Origin of the sequence: Mesorhizobium sp. M00.F.Ca.ET.216.01.1.1 (assembly GCF_004010325.2) — a bacterium.
Taxonomy (GTDB): Bacteria; Pseudomonadota; Alphaproteobacteria; order Rhizobiales; family Rhizobiaceae; genus Mesorhizobium.
Genome location: NZ_SADR02000017.1, coordinates 40,091 through 58,553 on the forward strand (window position 1 = coordinate 40,091; position 18,463 = coordinate 58,553).

19 protein-coding genes and 1 pseudogene are annotated in these 18,463 nt (G+C 64.3%); 11 read left to right on the plus strand and 9 right to left on the minus strand.

Annotated features, from left to right (window positions below):
• Window positions 1–71 precede the first annotated feature (71 nt).
• Together EN859_RS21420 and EN859_RS21425 are read left to right on the plus strand one after the other, a co-directional pair.
• The gene (locus EN859_RS21420) at window positions 72–971 is read left to right on the plus strand and encodes an EAL domain-containing protein (protein WP_127854745.1); all 900 of its coding nucleotides are present in this window, start codon (window positions 72–74) and stop codon (window positions 969–971) included.
• Window positions 968–1,828, plus strand: coding sequence for an EAL domain-containing protein (locus EN859_RS21425; protein ID WP_127854746.1), 861 nt, complete (start codon window positions 968–970; stop codon window positions 1,826–1,828). The genes EN859_RS21420 and EN859_RS21425 overlap by 4 nt, the downstream gene beginning before the upstream one ends.
• A 289-nt stretch (window positions 1,829–2,117) precedes the next feature.
• Here EN859_RS21425 and EN859_RS21430 read toward each other — a convergent pair whose 3' ends face one another.
• Together EN859_RS21430 and EN859_RS21435 are read right to left on the minus strand one after the other, a co-directional pair.
• Window positions 2,118–2,330, minus strand: a complete 213-nt coding sequence (locus EN859_RS21430) for a cold-shock protein (RefSeq protein WP_112396569.1) — start codon at window positions 2,328–2,330, stop codon at window positions 2,118–2,120.
• Between the two features lie 12 nt (window positions 2,331–2,342).
• Window positions 2,343–2,531, minus strand: a complete 189-nt coding sequence (locus tag EN859_RS21435; RefSeq protein WP_127854747.1) for a hypothetical protein — start codon at window positions 2,529–2,531, stop codon at window positions 2,343–2,345.
• A 91-nt stretch (window positions 2,532–2,622) separates the two neighbouring features.
• Between EN859_RS21435 and EN859_RS21440 the strand changes: the two genes are divergently transcribed.
• A complete protein-coding gene (locus tag EN859_RS21440; protein WP_127854748.1) occupies window positions 2,623–2,949 on the plus strand; it encodes a hypothetical protein in 327 nt (108 codons plus the stop codon).
• A gap of 15 nt (window positions 2,950–2,964) precedes the next feature.
• Here EN859_RS21440 and EN859_RS21445 read toward each other — a convergent pair whose 3' ends face one another.
• Entirely contained in the window at window positions 2,965–3,540 is a 576-nt protein-coding gene (locus tag EN859_RS21445; protein WP_127854749.1) for a methylated-DNA--[protein]-cysteine S-methyltransferase, read from the minus strand.
• A gap of 177 nt (window positions 3,541–3,717) precedes the next feature.
• Between EN859_RS21445 and EN859_RS21450 the strand changes: the two genes are divergently transcribed.
• From EN859_RS21450 to EN859_RS21470, 5 genes are all read left to right on the plus strand, one after another.
• Entirely contained in the window at window positions 3,718–4,575 is an 858-nt protein-coding gene (locus EN859_RS21450; RefSeq protein ID WP_127854750.1) for a lytic transglycosylase domain-containing protein, read from the plus strand.
• Window positions 4,568–5,056: a GNAT family N-acetyltransferase gene (locus EN859_RS21455; protein ID WP_127854751.1), complete on the plus strand. Its 489-nt coding sequence runs from the start codon at window positions 4,568–4,570 to the stop codon at window positions 5,054–5,056. The genes EN859_RS21450 and EN859_RS21455 overlap by 8 nt, the downstream gene beginning before the upstream one ends.
• A gap of 483 nt (window positions 5,057–5,539) precedes the next feature.
• Window positions 5,540–5,962: a lysozyme inhibitor LprI family protein gene (locus EN859_RS21460; protein ID WP_127854831.1), complete on the plus strand. Its 423-nt coding sequence runs from the start codon at window positions 5,540–5,542 to the stop codon at window positions 5,960–5,962.
• 174 nt (window positions 5,963–6,136) lie between these two features.
• Window positions 6,137–6,883 carry a DUF899 family protein gene (locus tag EN859_RS21465; RefSeq protein WP_127854752.1) on the plus strand — a complete coding sequence of 249 codons (747 nt, stop codon included), beginning with the start codon at window positions 6,137–6,139 and terminating at the stop codon, window positions 6,881–6,883.
• A gap of 208 nt (window positions 6,884–7,091) precedes the next feature.
• Entirely contained in the window at window positions 7,092–7,643 is a 552-nt protein-coding gene (locus tag EN859_RS21470) for a DUF4142 domain-containing protein (protein ID WP_127854753.1), read from the plus strand.
• Between the two features lie 323 nt (window positions 7,644–7,966).
• On the opposite strand, the gene carB is transcribed toward EN859_RS21470, so the two are convergent.
• From carB to EN859_RS21490, 4 genes are all read right to left on the minus strand, one after another.
• A complete protein-coding gene (carB, locus tag EN859_RS21475; RefSeq protein ID WP_127854754.1) occupies window positions 7,967–11,464 on the minus strand; it encodes a carbamoyl-phosphate synthase large subunit in 3,498 nt (1,165 codons plus the stop codon).
• Between the two features lie 174 nt (window positions 11,465–11,638).
• On the minus strand, window positions 11,639–12,358 hold the full coding sequence (locus tag EN859_RS21480; protein ID WP_348632938.1) for an SH3 domain-containing protein: 720 nt from the start codon (window positions 12,356–12,358) through the stop codon (window positions 11,639–11,641).
• A gap of 210 nt (window positions 12,359–12,568) precedes the next feature.
• Window positions 12,569–13,327 (minus strand): metallophosphoesterase family protein, encoded by a 759-nt coding sequence (locus EN859_RS21485; protein WP_127854756.1) that lies wholly within the window; start codon window positions 13,325–13,327, stop codon window positions 12,569–12,571.
• A gap of 269 nt (window positions 13,328–13,596) precedes the next feature.
• The gene (locus EN859_RS21490) at window positions 13,597–13,953 is read right to left on the minus strand and encodes a helix-turn-helix transcriptional regulator (RefSeq protein WP_127854757.1); all 357 of its coding nucleotides are present in this window, start codon (window positions 13,951–13,953) and stop codon (window positions 13,597–13,599) included.
• Between the two features lie 205 nt (window positions 13,954–14,158).
• Between EN859_RS21490 and EN859_RS21495 the strand changes: the two genes are divergently transcribed.
• Window positions 14,159–15,337: an MFS transporter gene (locus EN859_RS21495; protein WP_127854758.1), complete on the plus strand. Its 1,179-nt coding sequence runs from the start codon at window positions 14,159–14,161 to the stop codon at window positions 15,335–15,337.
• Window positions 15,338–15,376: 39 nt separating this feature from the next.
• On the opposite strand, the gene EN859_RS21500 is transcribed toward EN859_RS21495, so the two are convergent.
• Window positions 15,377–15,835: a MarR family winged helix-turn-helix transcriptional regulator gene (locus EN859_RS21500; RefSeq protein WP_127854832.1), complete on the minus strand. Its 459-nt coding sequence runs from the start codon at window positions 15,833–15,835 to the stop codon at window positions 15,377–15,379.
• Window positions 15,836–16,043: 208 nt separating this feature from the next.
• Between EN859_RS21500 and EN859_RS21505 the strand changes: the two are divergent.
• Window positions 16,044–16,843: pseudogene (locus tag EN859_RS21505) on the plus strand (SDR family oxidoreductase).
• A gap of 44 nt (window positions 16,844–16,887) precedes the next feature.
• Here the strand turns inward: EN859_RS21505 and EN859_RS21510 are convergent.
• Window positions 16,888–17,487, minus strand: coding sequence for a LysE family translocator (locus tag EN859_RS21510; RefSeq protein ID WP_127854759.1), 600 nt, complete (start codon window positions 17,485–17,487; stop codon window positions 16,888–16,890).
• A 97-nt stretch (window positions 17,488–17,584) separates the two neighbouring features.
• Between EN859_RS21510 and EN859_RS21515 the strand changes: the two genes are divergently transcribed.
• Complete coding sequence (locus EN859_RS21515; RefSeq protein WP_127854833.1) at window positions 17,585–18,454, plus strand: LysR family transcriptional regulator; 870 nt, start codon at window positions 17,585–17,587, stop codon at window positions 18,452–18,454.
• The last annotated feature ends 9 nt before the right edge of the window (window positions 18,455–18,463 follow it).

Genomic DNA, 18,463 nt, shown 5'->3' on the forward strand with positions numbered 1-18,463 from the left:
CACCAACGGCCGATAAAACCTTGAGTGGCAGGATCGCAATCCAATCCGCCAGTCTCGCGGAGCGAGGAACCGTGTCGCGCAGCATCGGGCTTGCCCATATCATCCGTCATGATGACGGCACCTCCACCGGTGTCTGGGGTATTTACACGCTGCAGAGCGCCTTCCAGCCGATCTTCGCGTTCAAGGACGGCAAGCTGTCGGTCGCCGCGTTCGAGGGGCTTATCCGGCCGTTTCGCGATGGCGAGCCACAGTCGCCGATGAGTTTTTTCAGCACCTGTCCGGCGGGCGACCGCCTGCACGTCGAGGCGCTGACGAGGACACTGCACCTTCTCAACGCAGGCGCCTGCCTGCCAGAGGAAGCATCGATCTTCGTCAATTTCGACCCTTCGGTATTCACCGACCGGGCCATTGTCGACAAGGCGTTGCGCGACATGCGGCTGGTGCTGCACGAGGCGGGCATCGATCCGCGCCGTGTCGTCTGCGAGGTGACCGAGCAGAAGTCGGCGTCGCAGGAAAGCCTCTACAGTTTCGTCGAGGCGCTCAGGGCCAACGGTTTTCGTATCGCTGTCGACGACTATGGCGCCGACGAATCCGACATCAACCGCATCAAGGAGCTCAAGCCGGACATCGTCAAGTTCGATGCGCACTGGATCACGCAACTGATGGAGTCCGGCGCCGGCTTTGCCCTGTTGACCGCCATGGTGACGAGCTTCGAGCAGCAGGGCATCCGCACGGTATTCGAGGGCATCGAGAAAGGCTGGCAGCTTGAGCTGGCGGAAAAGTCGGGTGCCTCGATGGTGCAGGGCTTCGTGCTGGCGCGTCCGGAAATCGCGCCGACCAGTTTTCGCGTCTTCGGCAAGGATATGCAGTCGTCCGCGGCGGCGACCGATGCGGGCAATGCACCTGCCAGCCCGAGCGCGGCGCCTTCAGCGCGGCCGGTGAGGGCATTCGGGCGCAGGACGGTGCGATGACAGGACGCCCCGACAGGCGACGCGATGTCGGTGAGGCCATCTATGCCGACGAGGTCGGGATCGAGTATGGCGTCTACGGCGCATTCCGGCTGCGAAGCGCCTACCAGCCGATCTTCGCGCCGCGCGGCAGATCCTTGAAGGCTGTCGCGGTCGAAGGGCTGATCGAACCACATCGCGCAGCCCGGCCGGTTGCGCCATCGATGTTCTTCGACTGCATTCCGGGAGAGGACCGTCTGTTCGTCGAGACGATGTGCCGGATGCTGCACTTGAGGAATTTCCGCAACATCGGCGTCGACGGGCTCGACCTGTTCTTCAACTACAACCCGCTGATCAACGACCACCCCGGGCGGGCGATGGCCGAAATCCGATTGATGACCAGGCATCTCGGCGATTTCGATCTGCATCCGGGCATGCTGGTCTGCGAGATCACCGAGCAGGCGGCCGACGACAAGGTTCTCGTCAGCCTGGTCCGCGAGATGCGTCGAGACGGCATTCGTATCGCCATCGACGATTTTGGCACCGGACACTCGACCGAAGAACGGATCAGCCTTGTCGCGCCCGACATCGTCAAGATCGACGGTGCCTGGTTTGCGGAATTCTGCCGCCATGCCGCTGCCGAACGGTTCTTCCGGCCGCTTGTCTCGATGCTGCATGACCGTGGCGCCAAGGTGCTGGTCGAGGGGATCGAGCGATCCGTGCATCTGCGCGTTGCGCTGGACGGCGGCGTCGACCTGCTGCAGGGTTTCCATCTCGCTCGGCCGGCGCTGGCCGGCACGATCTTCAATGAAGAGCCGCTGGCCATCGATGCGCTGCTCGGCGTGGACAACAAGGTCATTCCGCTGCATCAGCGGCGCTGATGATCGCGCCAAAACAAATCACTGGTAACGGATGCGAGCCCGGTCGGGCTTGCGGCCTTCGGCCGACGGCATGAAATCTGAGGTGGAAAAGGCAAACAAAAAGGCGGGACAAATCCCGCCTTTCCATTCTTGGTAGCCTGATCTGGAGCATTTGGGCCGGGCCGGCAGCAATCTGCTGCTTCGGCTTGTCGGGGTCCTTCCGCTCCGGCCCGCTTCTCGCGCGACCGTCAGTACATCCGTGACTTGCCGCCCGTCCCGAGCTGTCGCCCGGCGCGCGCCATTCGCAAAATCAGGCTGCCTTGCTCAGAGATCCGGCGGACGACTTGCCAGTGCGGCGGTCCTGCTCGATCTCGAAGTTGATCTTCTGGCCTTCGACCAGGGTCGACAGTCCAGCGCGCTCGACAGCGGAGATGTGGACGAAAACGTCCGCGCCGCCATTGTCAGGCTGGATGAAGCCGAAGCCCTTGGTGGAATTAAACCACTTGACCGTACCTGTTGCCATTTTGATAGTCCTTCACATTTGCTTTAGTTTGACCGAACCGAAGTTCAGCCGGTTTGTATCGAGATTTTGGAGATAGACGTCAGCAAACGCGAAGATCGCGAGGCCCGATCGATCGGCCGAAATATCAATGGACCGCATATAGGCCGCTTTTGCGCCAAAAACAAGACCGTGTCGAAAAAGCACGATTGCGGCGCCGCCCAAAGGCCGCCCCAATCGAGTGAAACCGTCGCAACATACCGAAGCCGCGCCCTTTCGCTGCCTCGGGCACCGATGCGGGTTTTGGGAGAGGACCATGAAAACTGTTCTGCTTGCCATCTGCCTGACGCTGGTGGCCGCCGAGGCGCAGGCGATCTCGCGCTACGACCCGACCCGCATGAGCTGCGGCAGGGTGCAGGCGACGATCGCCAGGGAGGGCGCCGTCATCCTGCGCTACCCGTCGGGGCGCGTACCGGGGCTGCCGCTTTACGACCGCTATGTGCAGACCCAGCAATTCTGCAACATGGGCGAGGTCACGGCGCGGGCGTCGGTGCCGAGCGCCGACACCAGATCCTGCACCGTCTACAAGTGCAAGCGGCCGGAAACGAACCGGCATTTCCGCCGTCGCATCCTGCAGGACTAAGACAGACGTACCGGATCAGAATCCGAACGACACCTGCGCCGATGGCGGCGGGCCGACGCGCACGCCTTCCATGGCCAACATCTTTTCCTTGGTGGTCGAACCGCCGGGTGCTGAAAAACCGCCGATCTTGCCGCCGGCGGCAAGAATGCGATGGCAAGGGATGATCAGCGGCACCGGGTTGGCGCCGAGGGCTGCGCCGGTTTCCCGCGCCAGCCCGGCATGGCCGGCACGCCTGGCAAGTTCGCCATAGGTGGTGGTCTCGCCGAAGGCGAGCTTTCGCGCCGCGTCGTAGATGGCGAGGCGGAAATCATCGACCCCGGCCAGGTCGACCGGCACGGCGGAGAAATCGACGTCTTCGCCGGCGGCGTAGGCCTTTATCGATGCGATCAGTTCGGTGACCCATTGCGGCTCGGGCCTTGCGGCTTGCCCGGCGATGCCGGCATGGCGCAGCAGCCGGCGTTCCACCGCGTCACGATTGCGCTGCGGCAGGCAAAGCCTGGTCAGCCCCGCTTCGCTCCAGGCGATGCCCATGAAGCCAAGGGCGGTTTCGAAAACCGCGTGGCCGGCAACGGCGTGGGAGGAGGTTTGCATGATGTGCTCCTTTCCGAGAAACGGACGGTACATATCGAGAACGACATATCGCATTTCCAGGCTGCTCTCGCCACCCGAAAACCATCGGCAGTCCACAACAGGCTGCGGATTGCCGAGCGAAAGACGCTGGTGTAAGGCCTTCTTAACACAACCCGATGAACCGGACCCGAGCGCGGCTTGCCAGCAAAAATCATTTTTCCCGCAATCGGCGTGATGTTCGCTGCGGCCGGTCTCAGCGGCTGCACCTCGACCTCGCAGATGAAGGCCGCGCCTGCCCTCGCCGAAACAGCTGCCGAGGCGGGTAGCGATGCCGGCTTCACGCTGGCGCTGCCGGAGACGGTTTCGGTGCTGCCGGAATCGTCCGGCATCGCACCGGTGCAGACCGCAGCATTGGCCGTCGACGAATCCGCAGCTGCATCTGCTCAGCCCGCCGCCTTTGCCGGACCGATTCCGCTGGCCGCGCCCGCCGTGATGACGGCCGGCGCAGCACCTGTCTATGTTACCGCCGCCGTCGCCATGCCGGTCACCGGCCAGACAGCCGTTCAGCCAACTGCCATGCCGGGCGTTCAGCAGGCCGCCTACGTCGTGCCGCAGAACCCTGCCGTGCTAGCCCCAGTCGACCCGCCGTTGGAGCACGCAACTGGACCACGCGGCGAGATCGAACGGCTGATCGAGAAGTATGCCGCCCTCTATGAGGTGCCAGTGAACCTGGTGCGCAGTGTCGTCAACCGCGAGAGCACCTTCAACCCGAAAGCCTACAATCACGGCCACTGGGGATTGATGCAGATCAAACACGCGACGGCACACGGCATGGGTTATGACGGGCCGGCGAGCGGCCTGTTCGACGCCGAGACCAATCTGAAATATGCGGTGAAATATCTGCGCGGCGCCTGGCTTGTCTCGAACGGCAATGCCAAGCGCGCCGACCAGCTCTACCAGCGCGGTTATTATTACGATGCCAAGCGCAAGGGCCTGCTCGAGGCGACCGGCCTCGGCAGCGATAGCCTGCGCCGTCGCATGCAGCCTGATGCCTGAGCCGCGCCCGCCGGCGCCAAACGACATCCGGCTGCGCAAGATCCTCGACGACGCGCTTGCCCCTCCGCGCTGGCCCGAAGGCTTCGTCATGCGCGGCTTCGAGACCGCCGATGCGCTCGCCTTGCACACGCTGCTTGCCGCCGTGTTCGACGACGGCTCCGACGGGCCGTTCGAGGATTGGTGGCCGCGCATTTCCGGCGACAAGGATTTCGACCCCGCTTTGTGTTTCCTGGTCATCGACCGCCACGGCCGGCTGGCGGGGGCGGCACTGTGCTGGGCGAGGGCTTTCGTGAAAGATCTTGCCGTTCATCCAGAGGCGCGCGGCCGCGGCATCGCGGAGGCGCTGATACGACACGCCTTCATGATTTTTCGCGTGCGTGGTGCCGATCATGTCGACCTGAAGACCAACACGGTCGCCAACGCCGACGCCGTCAGGCTCTACGAGCGGCTGGGCATGAAGCCGGTCGCCTGGGAAGGATAGGGCAGCTCCGCCTTGCGGAATTTCCGGCACCGTTTGTCACGATGAAACATCGCGCCGGAGAAAGCGCATGCGGTTTGTGAGCTGCTTCACATAGGCCGCCACAAGCAAATGCTAATGCACCAACACGCCGCCCACTCGGCGGCGAGCAAGGTATCGGAGGAGGCTGCGCCGGCATGTGTCAGCCACTCCCTGGCGGGTCCCCGGGCTGGGGTTCGGGACCCGCCTGCTTGGCGCCTTCGGTTCCGGCAGCGCACCTTTTATCTCCGACATATCTCTGCTTCGACGCGCTCGTTCGACGCCGGCCGTCCGCCGCGCTGCCGATGGGCTACTGCGGCCGCTTGCGCGGGGCAAGGAGGAAAATCCGGAAAGGATCTGTCCACCACGGCGGCAGGCAGCATCTTGCCGGTACTCGCTCGATGACTAAGCTTCGATCTTGCGGTCCTCGTACCGCGGCGGGGTCTCGACCGAAACCGGAGAAATATGATGCGGCATTTGCTTTCCAGAACAGGCCTGGCCACCTTGGTCCTCATCGTTCCGCTTCTTACCGGCGTCGCCCGGGCCGACGATTGCGCCAACGCGCAGGACCAGGCGACCATGAACGAATGCGCCGGCAAGTCGTTCACCGAGGCCGACAAGAAACTCAACGACGCCTACAAGCAGATCGAGGGCCGGCTGAAGGGCGATGCGGCGGCGAAGAAGCTGCTGGTCAATGCACAGCGCGCCTGGGTCACCTTCCGCAACGCCGAATGCGCGTTCCAGGGAGGCCCGCCCGATATGGCCGGTAGCATGTATCCGATGGTCGTCGCCGGTTGCCAGGAGGTCCTCACCAACAATCGGTTGAAGGATTTCCAAGGCTATCTCAACTGCCAGGAGGGTGATGCGAACTGCCCGGTGCCGGCACAGTAGCATCGTTCGTCCCTGTGATGGCGAATTTATGGCGTCGAAAGCACGGGTCTTCATCGCCGACCGGGCGCGCAAAAATGTCGGAACCGTCTCGCGCCTTGCGTCCTTGGGAGGCAATGCGCGTTGCCGCGACCCGGGCAGTGCCGCCCAAGAAAAGCACCGCAGATGGAGATGACGATGATCAGCTTTCCCAACGAATCCCAGGAATACCGCAGCGCCCGCGAAAAGCTGCTGGAGAAGGAAATCGAGCTGCGCTGCACCATGGAGGATGTGGCGATTGCCCGCCGTGGGCTGCCGCCGGGCGGGCTGGTGCCACAGAATTATGTGTTCGACGGGCTCGATGCTGATGGCCAGCCGGTTCGCATAAAGCTGTCTGAGCTGTTTGCGCCGGGCCAGGATACGCTCCTGATCTACAATATGATGTTCCCGCGCCACCCGCAGGAGACGCGCGACGTGGCGACGAGTGGCGAGACGGCGAAGCTCGCGGTGCAGGACCAGCCATGCCCGTCCTGCACCGCGTTGCTCGACCATCTCGACCGCGCCGTCGGGCACATGACGGCCGCCGGCTTCAACTTCGCCGTGGTCGCCAAGACCTCGCTCGACAATTTGGTCACATTAGGCCGCGAGCGCGACTGGGCCAACATGCGGCTGCTCTCCTCGGCCGGCAACAGCTTCAAGCGCGACTATCATGCCGAGGCCGAGGACGGTGCGCAGCTGCCGATGTTGTCAGTGTTCCACCGCGATGCCGAGGGCATCCGGCATTTCTGGTCGTCGGAACTGGGCTACGCGGAGCCCGAGCCCGGCCAGGACCCGCGCGCGCTGTGCACGGTCGACACGCCATGGAACCTGATGGATTTCACCCCGGAAGGCAGGTCGCAGGCCTGGCGAGAGCAGCTGCAGTATGCCGATGCGTGCTGTAGTTGAGATTGACTGCTTTTCTTTTCTCCTCGCAGGGATACGAAAGGCGGCGAGGCCTCGACCGGCACGTCAGCGCCGGGCGGGCAGGATTGCCGACGCCTCGCTGTGTCCGGCATCCTCGTCCGCCTCCCTGCGATCACGTTTTATGCGTCGCGCAACTTCGTCGCTCGTGTCGCGTTGAACTGTCTGGGGACCGCGAACCCGGAGTCTTCATGTGAGAACGCATCTCACTATTACCACGGTCGCTTTGCTTGCCGGTGCACCGGCGGCCTTCGCCCAATCCGCCACGTCGCCCGATCTACCTTCTGCCGGCGAAACCAAGGTCGACACCGCAACCTTCTCCAGAACGGTGCCCAGCGCCAACCGGTTCGAGATCGAAAGCAGCAAGCTGGCCGAACAAAAGAATGTCGCCGCCGATGTGAAGGATTTCGCCGCGCTGATGATCAAGGATCACACCAAGGCTGGCGAGGATTTCAAGACGGCTCTCGAACGGAGCCAGACCACGGCCTCGGTGACATCAAGCGGTCCGGCCCTGCAGCCGAAAGACCAGGCGATGCTGGACCAGCTCAAACGGCTCGACGGCGATGCCTTCCAGGCGAAATACATCGCTCTGCAGATGGAGGCGCACAAGCAGGCGCTGGCGCTGTTTTCCACCTATGCGCAGTCCGGTGACGACCCGGCGCTGAAGGTATTCGCCGAGAAGACGCTGCCGACGCTGCGGATGCATGAGAAGCATGTGAAGGAGTTAGCGGCTGCTCACAGCTAGGCGCGCTGCCTCGCGAGGCCGCTAACAGGGAGGAGGGAGCGCTTTCTTTTTGCTATCAAAAAACCAACTCTTGTATTCAACAGTAGTCCTTGAAGGGCAGCAACTTCCAATGATGGCTTCTGCCGCGGCGGAGGCGCTCGAGAGTGTCGCGTAGAGAGGCACTTTCTGCGTCACCTTGGCGTGTGCCTTCTCATTTGCGGGAAAAGGTGGGGATCCACGCGTGAGCGCCGAGCGAGGCGGTCGCAGGACCGCAACATTGGCGGGACAGCCCCCCTCTGGCCTGCCGGCCATCTCCCCCGCTTGGGGGGAGATTGGCTAATCGTCTAGGCGAAATACTCTTGTAGCGGGCGCACTTCCAGCGACCCGGCCCTCAGTGCCGCGATGGCTTCCGCGACGGCCGCCGCACCGGAGAGCGTCGTGTAGTAAGGCACTTTCTGCATCAGCGTGGCGCGGCGCAGCGATTTTGAGTCCGACACCGCCTTCTGGCCGTCCGTCGTGTTGAAGACGATCTGCACCTGGCGGTTGCGGATGGCGTCCTCGATATGCGGGCGGCCTTCTAGCACCTTGTTGATTTTTTCGGCGACGACGCCGTTCTCGGCGAGGAAGCGCGCGGTGCCCGAGGTAGCCATTACCTTGAAGCCCTGGCCGGCCAGGCGCTTGACCGCCGGCAATATGCCCTTCTTGTCCTCGTCACGCACCGAGACGAACAGCGTGCCGGAGCGCGGCAGGTCGACGCCGGCGCCGAGCTGGCTCTTGGCGAAGGCCAATGCAAAATCGCGGTCGAGGCCCATGACCTCGCCGGTCGAGCGCATTTCCGGGCCGAGCAAGATGTCGACGCCGGGGAAGCGGGCGAAGGGGAACACCGCTTCCTTGACCGCGATGTGGCCGGGATTGCGTGGATCGGGCATGGCGCCGTAATGGGCGAAGGCGTCTTTCAGTTTCTCGCCGGCCATTATGCGGGCGGCAATTTTCGCGATGGGGCGGCCGATGGTCTTGGCGACGAAGGGCACGGTGCGCGACGCACGCGGGTTGACCTCCAGCACATAGACGGTGCCGTCCTTGATCGCATATTGCACGTTCATCAGACCGCCGACATCGAGCGCGCGGGCAAGGGCTGCCGTCTGGCGCTCCAGCTCGTCGACGAGCTCTGAAGGCAGCGAGTGCACCGGCAGCGAGCAGGCGCTGTCGCCGGAGTGAATACCGGCCTCTTCGATATGCTCCAAAATGCCGGAGACGAAGGTCACCTTGCCGTCGCTAAGGCAGTCGACGTCGACTTCGATGGCGCCGGAGAGATAGGTGTCGAACAAAAGCGGGTTCTTGCCCAACAGCGTGTTGATCTGACCGGTCTTGTCGTTGGGGTATTTCTGCTTGATGTCCTCCGGCACCAGGCCGGGCACGGTGTCGAGCAGGTAGGACTGCAGCATGCTCTCGTCGTGGATGATCTGCATGGCGCGGCCACCGAGCACATAGGATGGGCGCACCACCAGCGGGAAGCCGAGCTCGCCGGCGATGAGGCGGGCCTGCTCGACCGAATAGGCAATGCCATTCTTCGGCTGGGTCAGGCCGAGCTTGTGCAGCAGCTTCTGGAAGCGGTCGCGGTCCTCGGCGAGATCGATCATGTCGGGCGAGGTGCCGAGGATCGGGATGCCGGCCTTCTCCAGCGCATCGGCCAGCTTCAGCGGCGTCTGGCCGCCGAACTGGACGATGACGCCGACCAGCTCGCCCGAGGCCTGCTCGGCGCGCAGGATCTCCAGCACATCCTCCGGCGTCAGCGGGTCGAAATAGAGCCTGTCGGATGTGTCGTAGTCGGTCGACACGGTCTCGGGGTTGCAGTTGACCATGATCGCCTCGAAGCCGGCTTCGCGCAGCGCAAACGCCGCGTGGCAGCAGCAATAGTCGAACTCGATGCCCTGGCCGATGCGGTTGGGGCCGCCGCCGAGGATGACGACCTTCCTTCGCGACGACACTTGCGCCTCATTGGCGAGGCTGCCGGCAAAGGGCGCCTCATAGGTCGAATACATGTAGGCGGTGGGCGAGGCGAACTCGGCGGCGCAGGTGTCGATGCGTTTATAAACCGGATGAACGTCGAGCTTTTCGCGAGCCTTCTGGATCTCTTCCACGTCTTTCCTGACCAGGGACGCGAGACGAGCATCGGAGAAACCCATGGCCTTCAGCATGCGCAAATTGGTCGCATCCTCGGGGATGCCGTGTTCGCGAATGCGATCTTCCATGGCAAGGATGCCGGCGATCTGTTCGAGGAACCACGGGTCGATCTTGCACATGGTGTGCACGTCTTCCAGCGAGGTGCCCATGCGGATCGCCTGTGCGACCATGCGCAGCCGGTCCGGTGTTGGGGTGCCCAGTGCTGCGCGGATGGCGTTGCGGTCGTCGGCATGATTGGCCGCGCCGTGAGCGAGGCCGGGGATCTCGATCTCGTCGAGGCCTGTCAGTCCCGTCTCCAGTCCACGCAGCGCCTTCTGCAGCGATTCCTGGAAGGTGCGACCGATGGCCATGACCTCGCCGACCGACTTCATCGCCGTGGTCAGCACCGGCTCGGCGCCGGGGAACTTTTCGAAGGCAAAGCGCGGGATCTTGGTGACGACGTAGTCGATGCTGGGCTCGAAGGAGGCCGGCGTCGCACCGCCGGTAATGTCGTTCTCAAGCTCGTCCAGCGTGTAGCCGACGGCGAGCTTTGCCGCGATCTTGGCGATCGGAAAACCGGTCGCCTTGGAGGCCAGTGCCGACGAACGCGAGACGCGCGGGTTCATCTCAATCACCACCAGCCTGCCGTCGGCCGGGTTAACGGCGAACTGCACGTTGGAGCCGCCGGTCTCGACGCCGATCTCGCGCAGCACCGCAATCGAGGCGTTGCGCATCATCTGATACTCTTTGTCGGTCAGCGTCAGCGCCGGGGCGACGGTGATACTGTCGCCGGTATGCACGCCCATCGGGTCGATGTTCTCGATCGAGCAGATGATGATGCAGTTGTCGGCCTTGTCGCGGACAACCTCCATCTCGTACTCCTTCCAGCCGAGCACGCTTTCCTCGATCAGCACTTCGGTGGTCGGCGACGCGTCGAGGCCGGACTGGACGATCTCGAAGAATTCGGCACGGTTGTAGGCGATGCCGCCGCCAGTGCCGCCCATGGTGAAGGACGGGCGGATGATGGCCGGCAAGCCGACATGGTCGAGCGCCTGCGCGGCGATTGCCATGGCGTGGCTGATGTAGCGCTGCTTGCGGTCGCCCTCGCCAAGGTTCCAGCGCGTTTCCAGCGCGTCGAGCGCGGTATCGAGATTCTCCGGCTTCTCGGCCTTGAGCGCCGCACGTTCGGCCTCGTGCGTCTTGCGGTCGGCGTTCTTGACGTCGGTGGCGTTGGCCAGCATCGACTTCGGCGTTTCCAGCCCGATCTTGTTCATCGCCTCGCGAAACAGCGCCCGGTCCTCGGCCTTGTCGATGGCGTGCGCGTCGGCGCCAATCATCTCGACATTGTAGCGGTCGAGCACGCCCATGCGGCGCAGCGACAATGCGGTGTTGAGCGCGGTCTGGCCGCCCATGGTCGGCAGCAGCGCGTCGGGCCGCTCCTTGGCGATGATCTTGGCCACCACCTCCGGCGTGATCGGCTCGATATAGGTGGCGTCGGCCAACTCCGGGTCGGTCATGATGGTGGCCGGATTGGAATTGACCAGGATAACGCGGAAACCCTCTTCCTTCAGCGCCTTGCAGGCCTGGGTGCCGGAATAGTCGAACTCGCAAGCCTGACCGATGACGATAGGGCCGGCCCCGATGATCAGGATCGACTTGATGTCGGTGCGTCTTGGCATCGTCTAAGAATTCCCCGGCGGGCGGCTTGCACGAAAAACCGGGACGGGAAGACCCGGCCGGTTGTGCTCGCGATTCTGGTATCAGGCTAGGAGGGCCTTATAGGGAAGAGTTTTGCCCGATGTAACCCCGAAAATGCGGCTTCATGCGAAGCTCGGAGAGCTAATCTCCCAGCGCTATTCTCCCAATACCTGGGCGTCGGTAATCTCGAAGCGTTCGGAAACGCCGACACGAATCATGTTCAGGCTGCCCTCGCGGGTGAAGCGGAATTCGCCGGGCGCATCCGAACCGGCCGGCAGGCCGGCGGAAAAGCTGATGACGCGCGTGCCGCCATCGGGCCAGGTCACGGTCACGGCGCTGTCGCCACCCGTGTGCACGACACTTGCCTGGCAGCGGCCCATTGGCTGGCCGACATAGCGTGCGCAAGGGATCTCGCCGGCGGCACCGGGTGCCGGTCCATCTGTCTCTCCGCTCGACCGGTTTGCCGTGGCCGCCAACGCCAGGCGGTAAGCATCTTCGATGGCGGTCCTGCCGATTGCATCAGCGGATGGCAGCGTGGTTTCGGTTCCGCCCAGGCGCGCTGTCAGGTCGGGCGGCGGCTGATCCGCGTTCGCAGGGCCCTCCGCGTCGCCTACTGGCTGGGGGTTGATGGGCTCGAGGTAGCGCGCGGGAGCCCATCCGCTCATTTGCGGATTGCCGATCTCTTCGACCTTGCACCACGGATGGCCGTTGATGTCGTTGCAGCCGAGATTTTTCACGCTGGTGCCACCCGGCAGCCGCGCTTCGACCTTGCCGATGGCCGATGCCGTGGCACGGACGTTGAGGAGATCGCCTGGAGCGAGGCCGGTCACGATGGAGACGATGGCAGCCGGCGCTTCCTCGGCTTCGGCCGGCAACGCCGTAAGCATCAGCGAAGCGGCAATCAGCGTGTGCAGCGTCGTTCGGAACGTAATTGTGCGCCTCATCACCTGGCCGTGGGCGATCGATTGCATTGCCGAGGATACGGCCAAGCATAAAGCGCCACCGCATGCCACGCCGGGTTTATAGGGAACGGCGTGGCGTTATGTCACCCCGAAAATGCAGCCGGCTTGCGGCATGAACTTCGTTCAGCCTGGCATGAAGCCGGTGCGCAGCGCGTGGGCCCATTCCGGCCGCTCCACTTGCTCGGCCTGCCGCGCCGCCGCCTCGTGGTCGTAGTCGATGGCGATGGCCTCGAAGCGGTCGGGGCGGCCCGGTTCGCCGAATTCGACGATGCCATAGCGCGCATGGGGAGAGCCTTGCTCTGAGACATGCGCCGGCGGGGTTGAGTCGTCATAGGCGGGACAACCGATGCTGCCGGGATTGAAGATGACGGGACCATCGGGAATGTGGATCAGTCCGCTGCGGTGGCTGTGGCCGCAGAACGCGATGCGGCATGCGGGGTCGAGCGCTTTCAGCCGCCGCGTGATGGCGGCCAGCGGCGCACGCACCAGCCGGCCATCGGCTATCGTTTCGTTCAGATATTTTTCGTCGTGGTCGGGCCGGGCGTGGAAGGCGACCACGCCGGGAGCGACCTCCAGCGTAACGGGCAGGGCGAACAGCGCCTCGCGCTGCGCCGGTGTCAGCCGGTCATGCGCGTAGCGGTCGGAAGGCCACATGGCGTCATCGAGCGGGTCGCGGGCGACGCGGCGGTCGTGGTTGCCGCGCACCGTCGGCAGGTCGAGCCCCTGCAGCCGCTCCATCGTCTCGCGCGGCCAGAGCGGGCCGGAAACGCAATCGCCGAGATTGACGACGAGATCGGCTCCGCCGCGCTGCCGCAGATCGTCGAGCACGGCCTCCAGCGCTAGGACATTGCCGTGGATATCAGCGAGGATGGCAATGCGCATGAGAGGCTCCGTTGGTGAGGCAGCGTTTCCTCGCCCCTGCGAAGCGGGGGAGAATTGGCCGCGAAGCGGGGGAGAAGTGGCCGCAAAGCGGTCGGAGAGGGGCTTTCCGCAAGCGGCGCGCCGAGGAATCGAATTTCTTTGAACGATTAGTGTGCGTCAAGGCCTCTCCGTCTCGGCTTCGCCGAGCCACCTCTCCCCGACTTCCGTGGGGCGAGGAACCCAAGTTCTGAGGGGCTCGCGTTCCGATTGGCGGTTCCGGCGCCGTAACGCTAGGCGCGAACCTCGATCTCGGGGGCGCCGACCGTGGGCAACGCGGTATCCTCGCCGGCCGCGGCAATAATGCTGTCGAGCAGGCCGGGGAAGCGGCGGTCGAGGTCGTCGCGGCGCAGCGTGATCAGCCGGCTGGTGCCGACCACCTCGGTGCGGGTGATGCCGGTCTCGCGCAACTTGGCCAAATGATAGCTGAGATTGGTCTTCGAGCCGAGATCGAGGAACTGGCCGCAATTCAGCGGCACACCCTCCTTGCTGGCGAGATAGCGGACGATGGCCAGCCGCGTCGGGTCGCCGAGCACGGCAAGCACGTTCGGCAGGCTGATCTGGTCCGCGGTGGGATGGGGCAGGGTCATGCTTGGGAATTAAGCACAATCGGGGCCGATTTCAACGCATCTCCTCCTCCTCGTCCTCCCGCGGGCGCATGCGGTTTCTTCGGTGCCGCCGGCCTGTCCTGACACAGGGCTGTCAGGATGGCTCGGTTATTTTCCAACGGCTTCATTGACATCATGCCCTGTTATGTCCAATTGTTCAATAACTTTTGAACTAAGGAACTTTGCCATGGACAAGCGCCTCATCTGGCTTGCGCTCGGATCGTTCACGATTTCGACCGAAGGCTTTGTCATTTCCAGCCTGCTGCCCGACATCGCGAGGGATGCCGCCATCTCCGTTCCGCTGGCAGGCTCGCTGATCACCGCTTTCGCGCTCGCCTATGCGATCGGCACGCCGATCCTGGCGACGCTGACCGGCGAGTGGGACCGGCGCCGCGTCATCCTGTGGACGATGGCGTTCTTCGTGCTCGGCAATCTGGCGGCGGCGCTAAGTTCCTCCTTCGAACTGCTGCTGATCGCGCGCATCGTCATGGCGCTGTCGTCAGGCCTGTTCGCGGCGACCGCGCAAGGAACGGCCGTGGCGCTTGTCGATGATCATCACCGCGCCCGCGCCATTGCTGTCGTCGTCGGCGGCACCACGGTGGCGGTGGCGGTCGGCGCGCCGCTCGGCGCGCTTGTCGCGGCCATCGCCGGTTGGCGCGGCACCTTCTTCGCCATTGCCGGTCTCGGCGCGCTGGCCGGCGCGATCCTGTGGTACCGGCTGCCGCGCGGTATCGTCGGCACCAGGCTGCCGCTCCGGATGCGGCTGGCGGCAGCACTTCGCCCCGGCGTCATGCCAATTCTGGTGACGACGATCCTGGCGCTGATCGGCGCCTTCACCGTCTTTGCCTTTGTCGCGCCGCTCGCCATCGAAGGTGGCGGGCTGAACCCCATCGCGCTACCCGGAATGCTGCTCGCCTTCGGCGTTGGCGCGGTCATCGGCAACATCGGCGGCGGGCAGGCCGCCGACCGTTTCGGCGCGACGCGCACCGTTTGCTGGTCGCTGGCGCTGAGCGCGGCGATGCTGATGACGTTTTCGCTCATCCCGACGTTCCTGCCGCGCGAGATCGCCGGGCCGGCGCTGATGGCCATGATGGTGCCGTGGGGTATCGTCGGCTGGGCATTCCCGCCGGCACAGGCCAGCCGCATCATCAAGCTGGCGCCCGATGCCGCGCCCATCGTGCTGTCGCTGAACGCTTCGGCACTCTATCTCGGCGTGGCGCTGGGCGCTGGGGTCGGCGCTGCGGTGCTGCGCTATGGCGCACCGGCCGATCTTGGCATGGTCGCGGCGGTATTCCCGATCGTGGGACTGGGCGTCGTGCTGGCCGGCCGCTGGGCGGCGCGGCTGGTCGCCATGCCAGCCGAATAGGGACCGTTTGCAAACGTTTGCTGCTGGCTGCTGAGGCTTTCAGGGCGCGGCCGGCGGCAGGTCAAAATCCAGCGCAGCGATGCGATCGAGTGCCGCGCGCAGGCTTGCTGCCTGCTCCTTGCCGACCATGTCCTCGAAACGCTGCTGGGCGACGCGCCAGAGCTTCATCGCCTCCTCGAGCTTCTGCCTGCCCAACGGCGTCAGCCGCACGCGCTTGATGCGGCGGTCATTGCTGTCGGCGAAGGTCTCGACAAAACCGTCGCGGATCAGCGGCTTCAGTGTATGGCCGAGCGCCGACAAGTCCATGACCAGGGCTGTGGCAATGGCGCCCATCGCCGGCTCTTCGCCGACATGGATCTGGTAGAGCAGGCCTTGCTGGGTGGCCTTCAGGCCCGAGGCAGCGAGCACATCGTCATAGAGCTGGCCGAGCTTGCGCGTCGCGCGCCGCAGTGTCGCGTTGTTGCAAAGGCTCAGGGCGGTGAAGGCATCCTGCGGCATGGCGATTCCGTGGAGGACGAACGGCATCGTTCGGCTCCCGCCAGAAATAGTCTTTGCGCTGCAGATTGACAAGATGGTGGCATATGCCTATGTCTCCATGGTGGCATATACCACTAAAGATCGAATGCTTTTCGCGAGGCGAGGGCGTTTGCCCACCGCCGATAGCCAGGATCGAGCAAAATTGATCGAAAACAGAAGGATCAGGACAATGAGCACACAGGACAACAAGGGTACCGCGGTCGTCACCGGCGCCTCATCGGGCATCGGCGCCATCTACGCCGACCGGCTGGCTGGCCAGGGCTACAACCTAGTGCTAGTGGCGCGGCGCGCCGACCGGCTGGAGGAACTGGCGGGCAAGCTCCGCTCCAAGTACGGACGCACGGTCGGGTGATCAGCGCCGATCTCTCCGACGACGGCGATCTGCGCCGGGTCGAACAGGCGATCGCCGCCGACGACAGCGTGACGCTGCTGGTCAACAATGCCGGCTTTGGCGGCCAGCAGGTGGTGGCAACGGCCGACGCCGACGCCGACGCGGTCGAACGCATGATCAAGGTCAATGTCGTGGCTTTGACGCGGTTGACGCTCGCCGTGCTGCCTGACCTGATTGCGCGCAACCGCGGCGCCATCGTCAACATCGCCTCAGTGCTCGCCTTCGACACCTCGTTCGGCGGCATCTATAGCGGCACCAAGGCTTACGTCGTCAACTTTACCGAAGCTCTGCAGCGCGAAGTCGCTGACAGCAAGGTGGCCGTGCAGGTTGTGCTGCCGGGAGCCACGCGGACCGAATTCTGGGAAGTTGCCGGAAGCGACATTGCCAACATTCCGCAAGAGATCGTCATGACGGCCGACGATCTGGTCGATGCAGCACTTGTTGGCCTGGCCAGGGGCGAACCCGTCACCGCGCCAGGTCTCTCCGACGCGGCCGGATTGGAGACCTATCTTGGCGCTCGGCAAGGTTTCTTCGGCAGCCTTCTGGCCGGCAAGCCGGCAGCGCGCTACGCCGCGTGAACGCAAGTTCTGCGCCGCCTGAACGGAAGTGTGGCGGGTGGCATCTATGCCGTCCGCCACATCGGAATGATCGAGGCAGCGAGCAGCAGGCCAAGCACGGTGTTGAGCACGCGCCACTGCCGCTCGGTTCTAAACAGCCGGGCGAGCAGGGTGCCGGCTACACACCAAAGCGACAGCGATACCGCGGCTGCCAGACCAAAGACCGCGCCGAGCAAGAGGGCAAGCTGCATGGGTCCGTCGGCAAGCGCTGCAAACGAGGCCGCGGCGCCCAGCCCCATGGCCCAGCCTTTTGGATTCATCCACTGCAGGCCGGCGCCGCCAAAGAAGCTATTCGGCCTTGCCATGGCCACGTCCAGTTTGGGCGGGCGGCTGCGGCCGATCTTGAGAGCGAGCCAGATCAGGTAGAGCGATCCGGTCATTTTCATAGCCAGTTGCAGCGACGGGGCGGCGGCTAGCAGGCCTGCGAGCCCGGCAGCACCTGCCGCCGCCACCGAAGCCAGGCCGGCGGCGCTGCCGGCCATCAGCGGGATGGAGCGGCGAAAGCCGAACTGCGCGCCTGACGCCGTCGACAAGGTCGTGGCCATGCCGGGCGTGGCGGTGGACACCAGCGCAAACAGGACAAGCGGAAAGACAGGCTCGAGCATGCTGCTTCCTCGGTTGAGAGCCAGCATGCTAAGCGCCGCTAAATATCAGTAAATGCAATGTTTGTGATGGTTGGCATTAAAAGCTATAATGTCGATCATGACCCGCAATCTCGACACGGCCTTGATCCGAACCTTCATCACGGTCGCCGACAAGGCCAGCATGACGGCGGCGGCGAACGCGCTGCATCTGACGCAGGGCGCCGTCAGCCAGCAAATCAAGCGGCTGGAGGAGGTTCTCGGCTGCGGCCTATTCGAGCGTGACCGGCGTGGATTGCGGCTGACCCGATCCGGCGAACGGCTGCTCGGCAAGGGCAAGCGCCTGCTCAGCCTCAATGACGAGATCTGGGCCGAGATGGCGAGCAATGCCGTTGCAGGTAAGGTGCGGCTCGGTGTACCGTACGACCTTGTCGGCACCATGCTCGAGCCTGTTTTGAAGGCCTATGCCGGGACCTATCCGCAGGTCGAGATATCACTGGTCTGCGCTTCGTCGCCCGAGCTTGTCGCGGCCTTGGTGGCCGGAACCATAGATCTTGCCATCATCGAGGAACGGGTTGGTCCGTCGGCCGGCGAATGTCTTGTCATAGACCGGCTGGTCTGGGTCGGCGCAAAAGGCGGTGTCGCCCGCCGCAAGCGCCCGTTGCCGGTTTCGATAGTCGCCGACACCTGCGCGTTCCGCCCAGCGGTGCTAGCGGCGCTCAACGAGCACGGGCCGGAATGGCGAACCGTGTTCGAAAACGGCAACATCGATGCGACGACGGCGACGGTCCGGTCGGATCTGGCCGTCACCACCTGGCTGGCGTCCACGGTGCCCGCCGACCTCGACATACTGTCTGCCGATCCCGAATTGCCGGCCTTGCCGAATTTCTCGATCAATCTGCATCTGCCGAGGCATGGCGTCGGGCCCGCCGCGCGGGAGTTTGCGGCTCACATCCGCGAGGGGTTGGCACGGCGGCAACAGGCGGCCTGATCAGAGAGC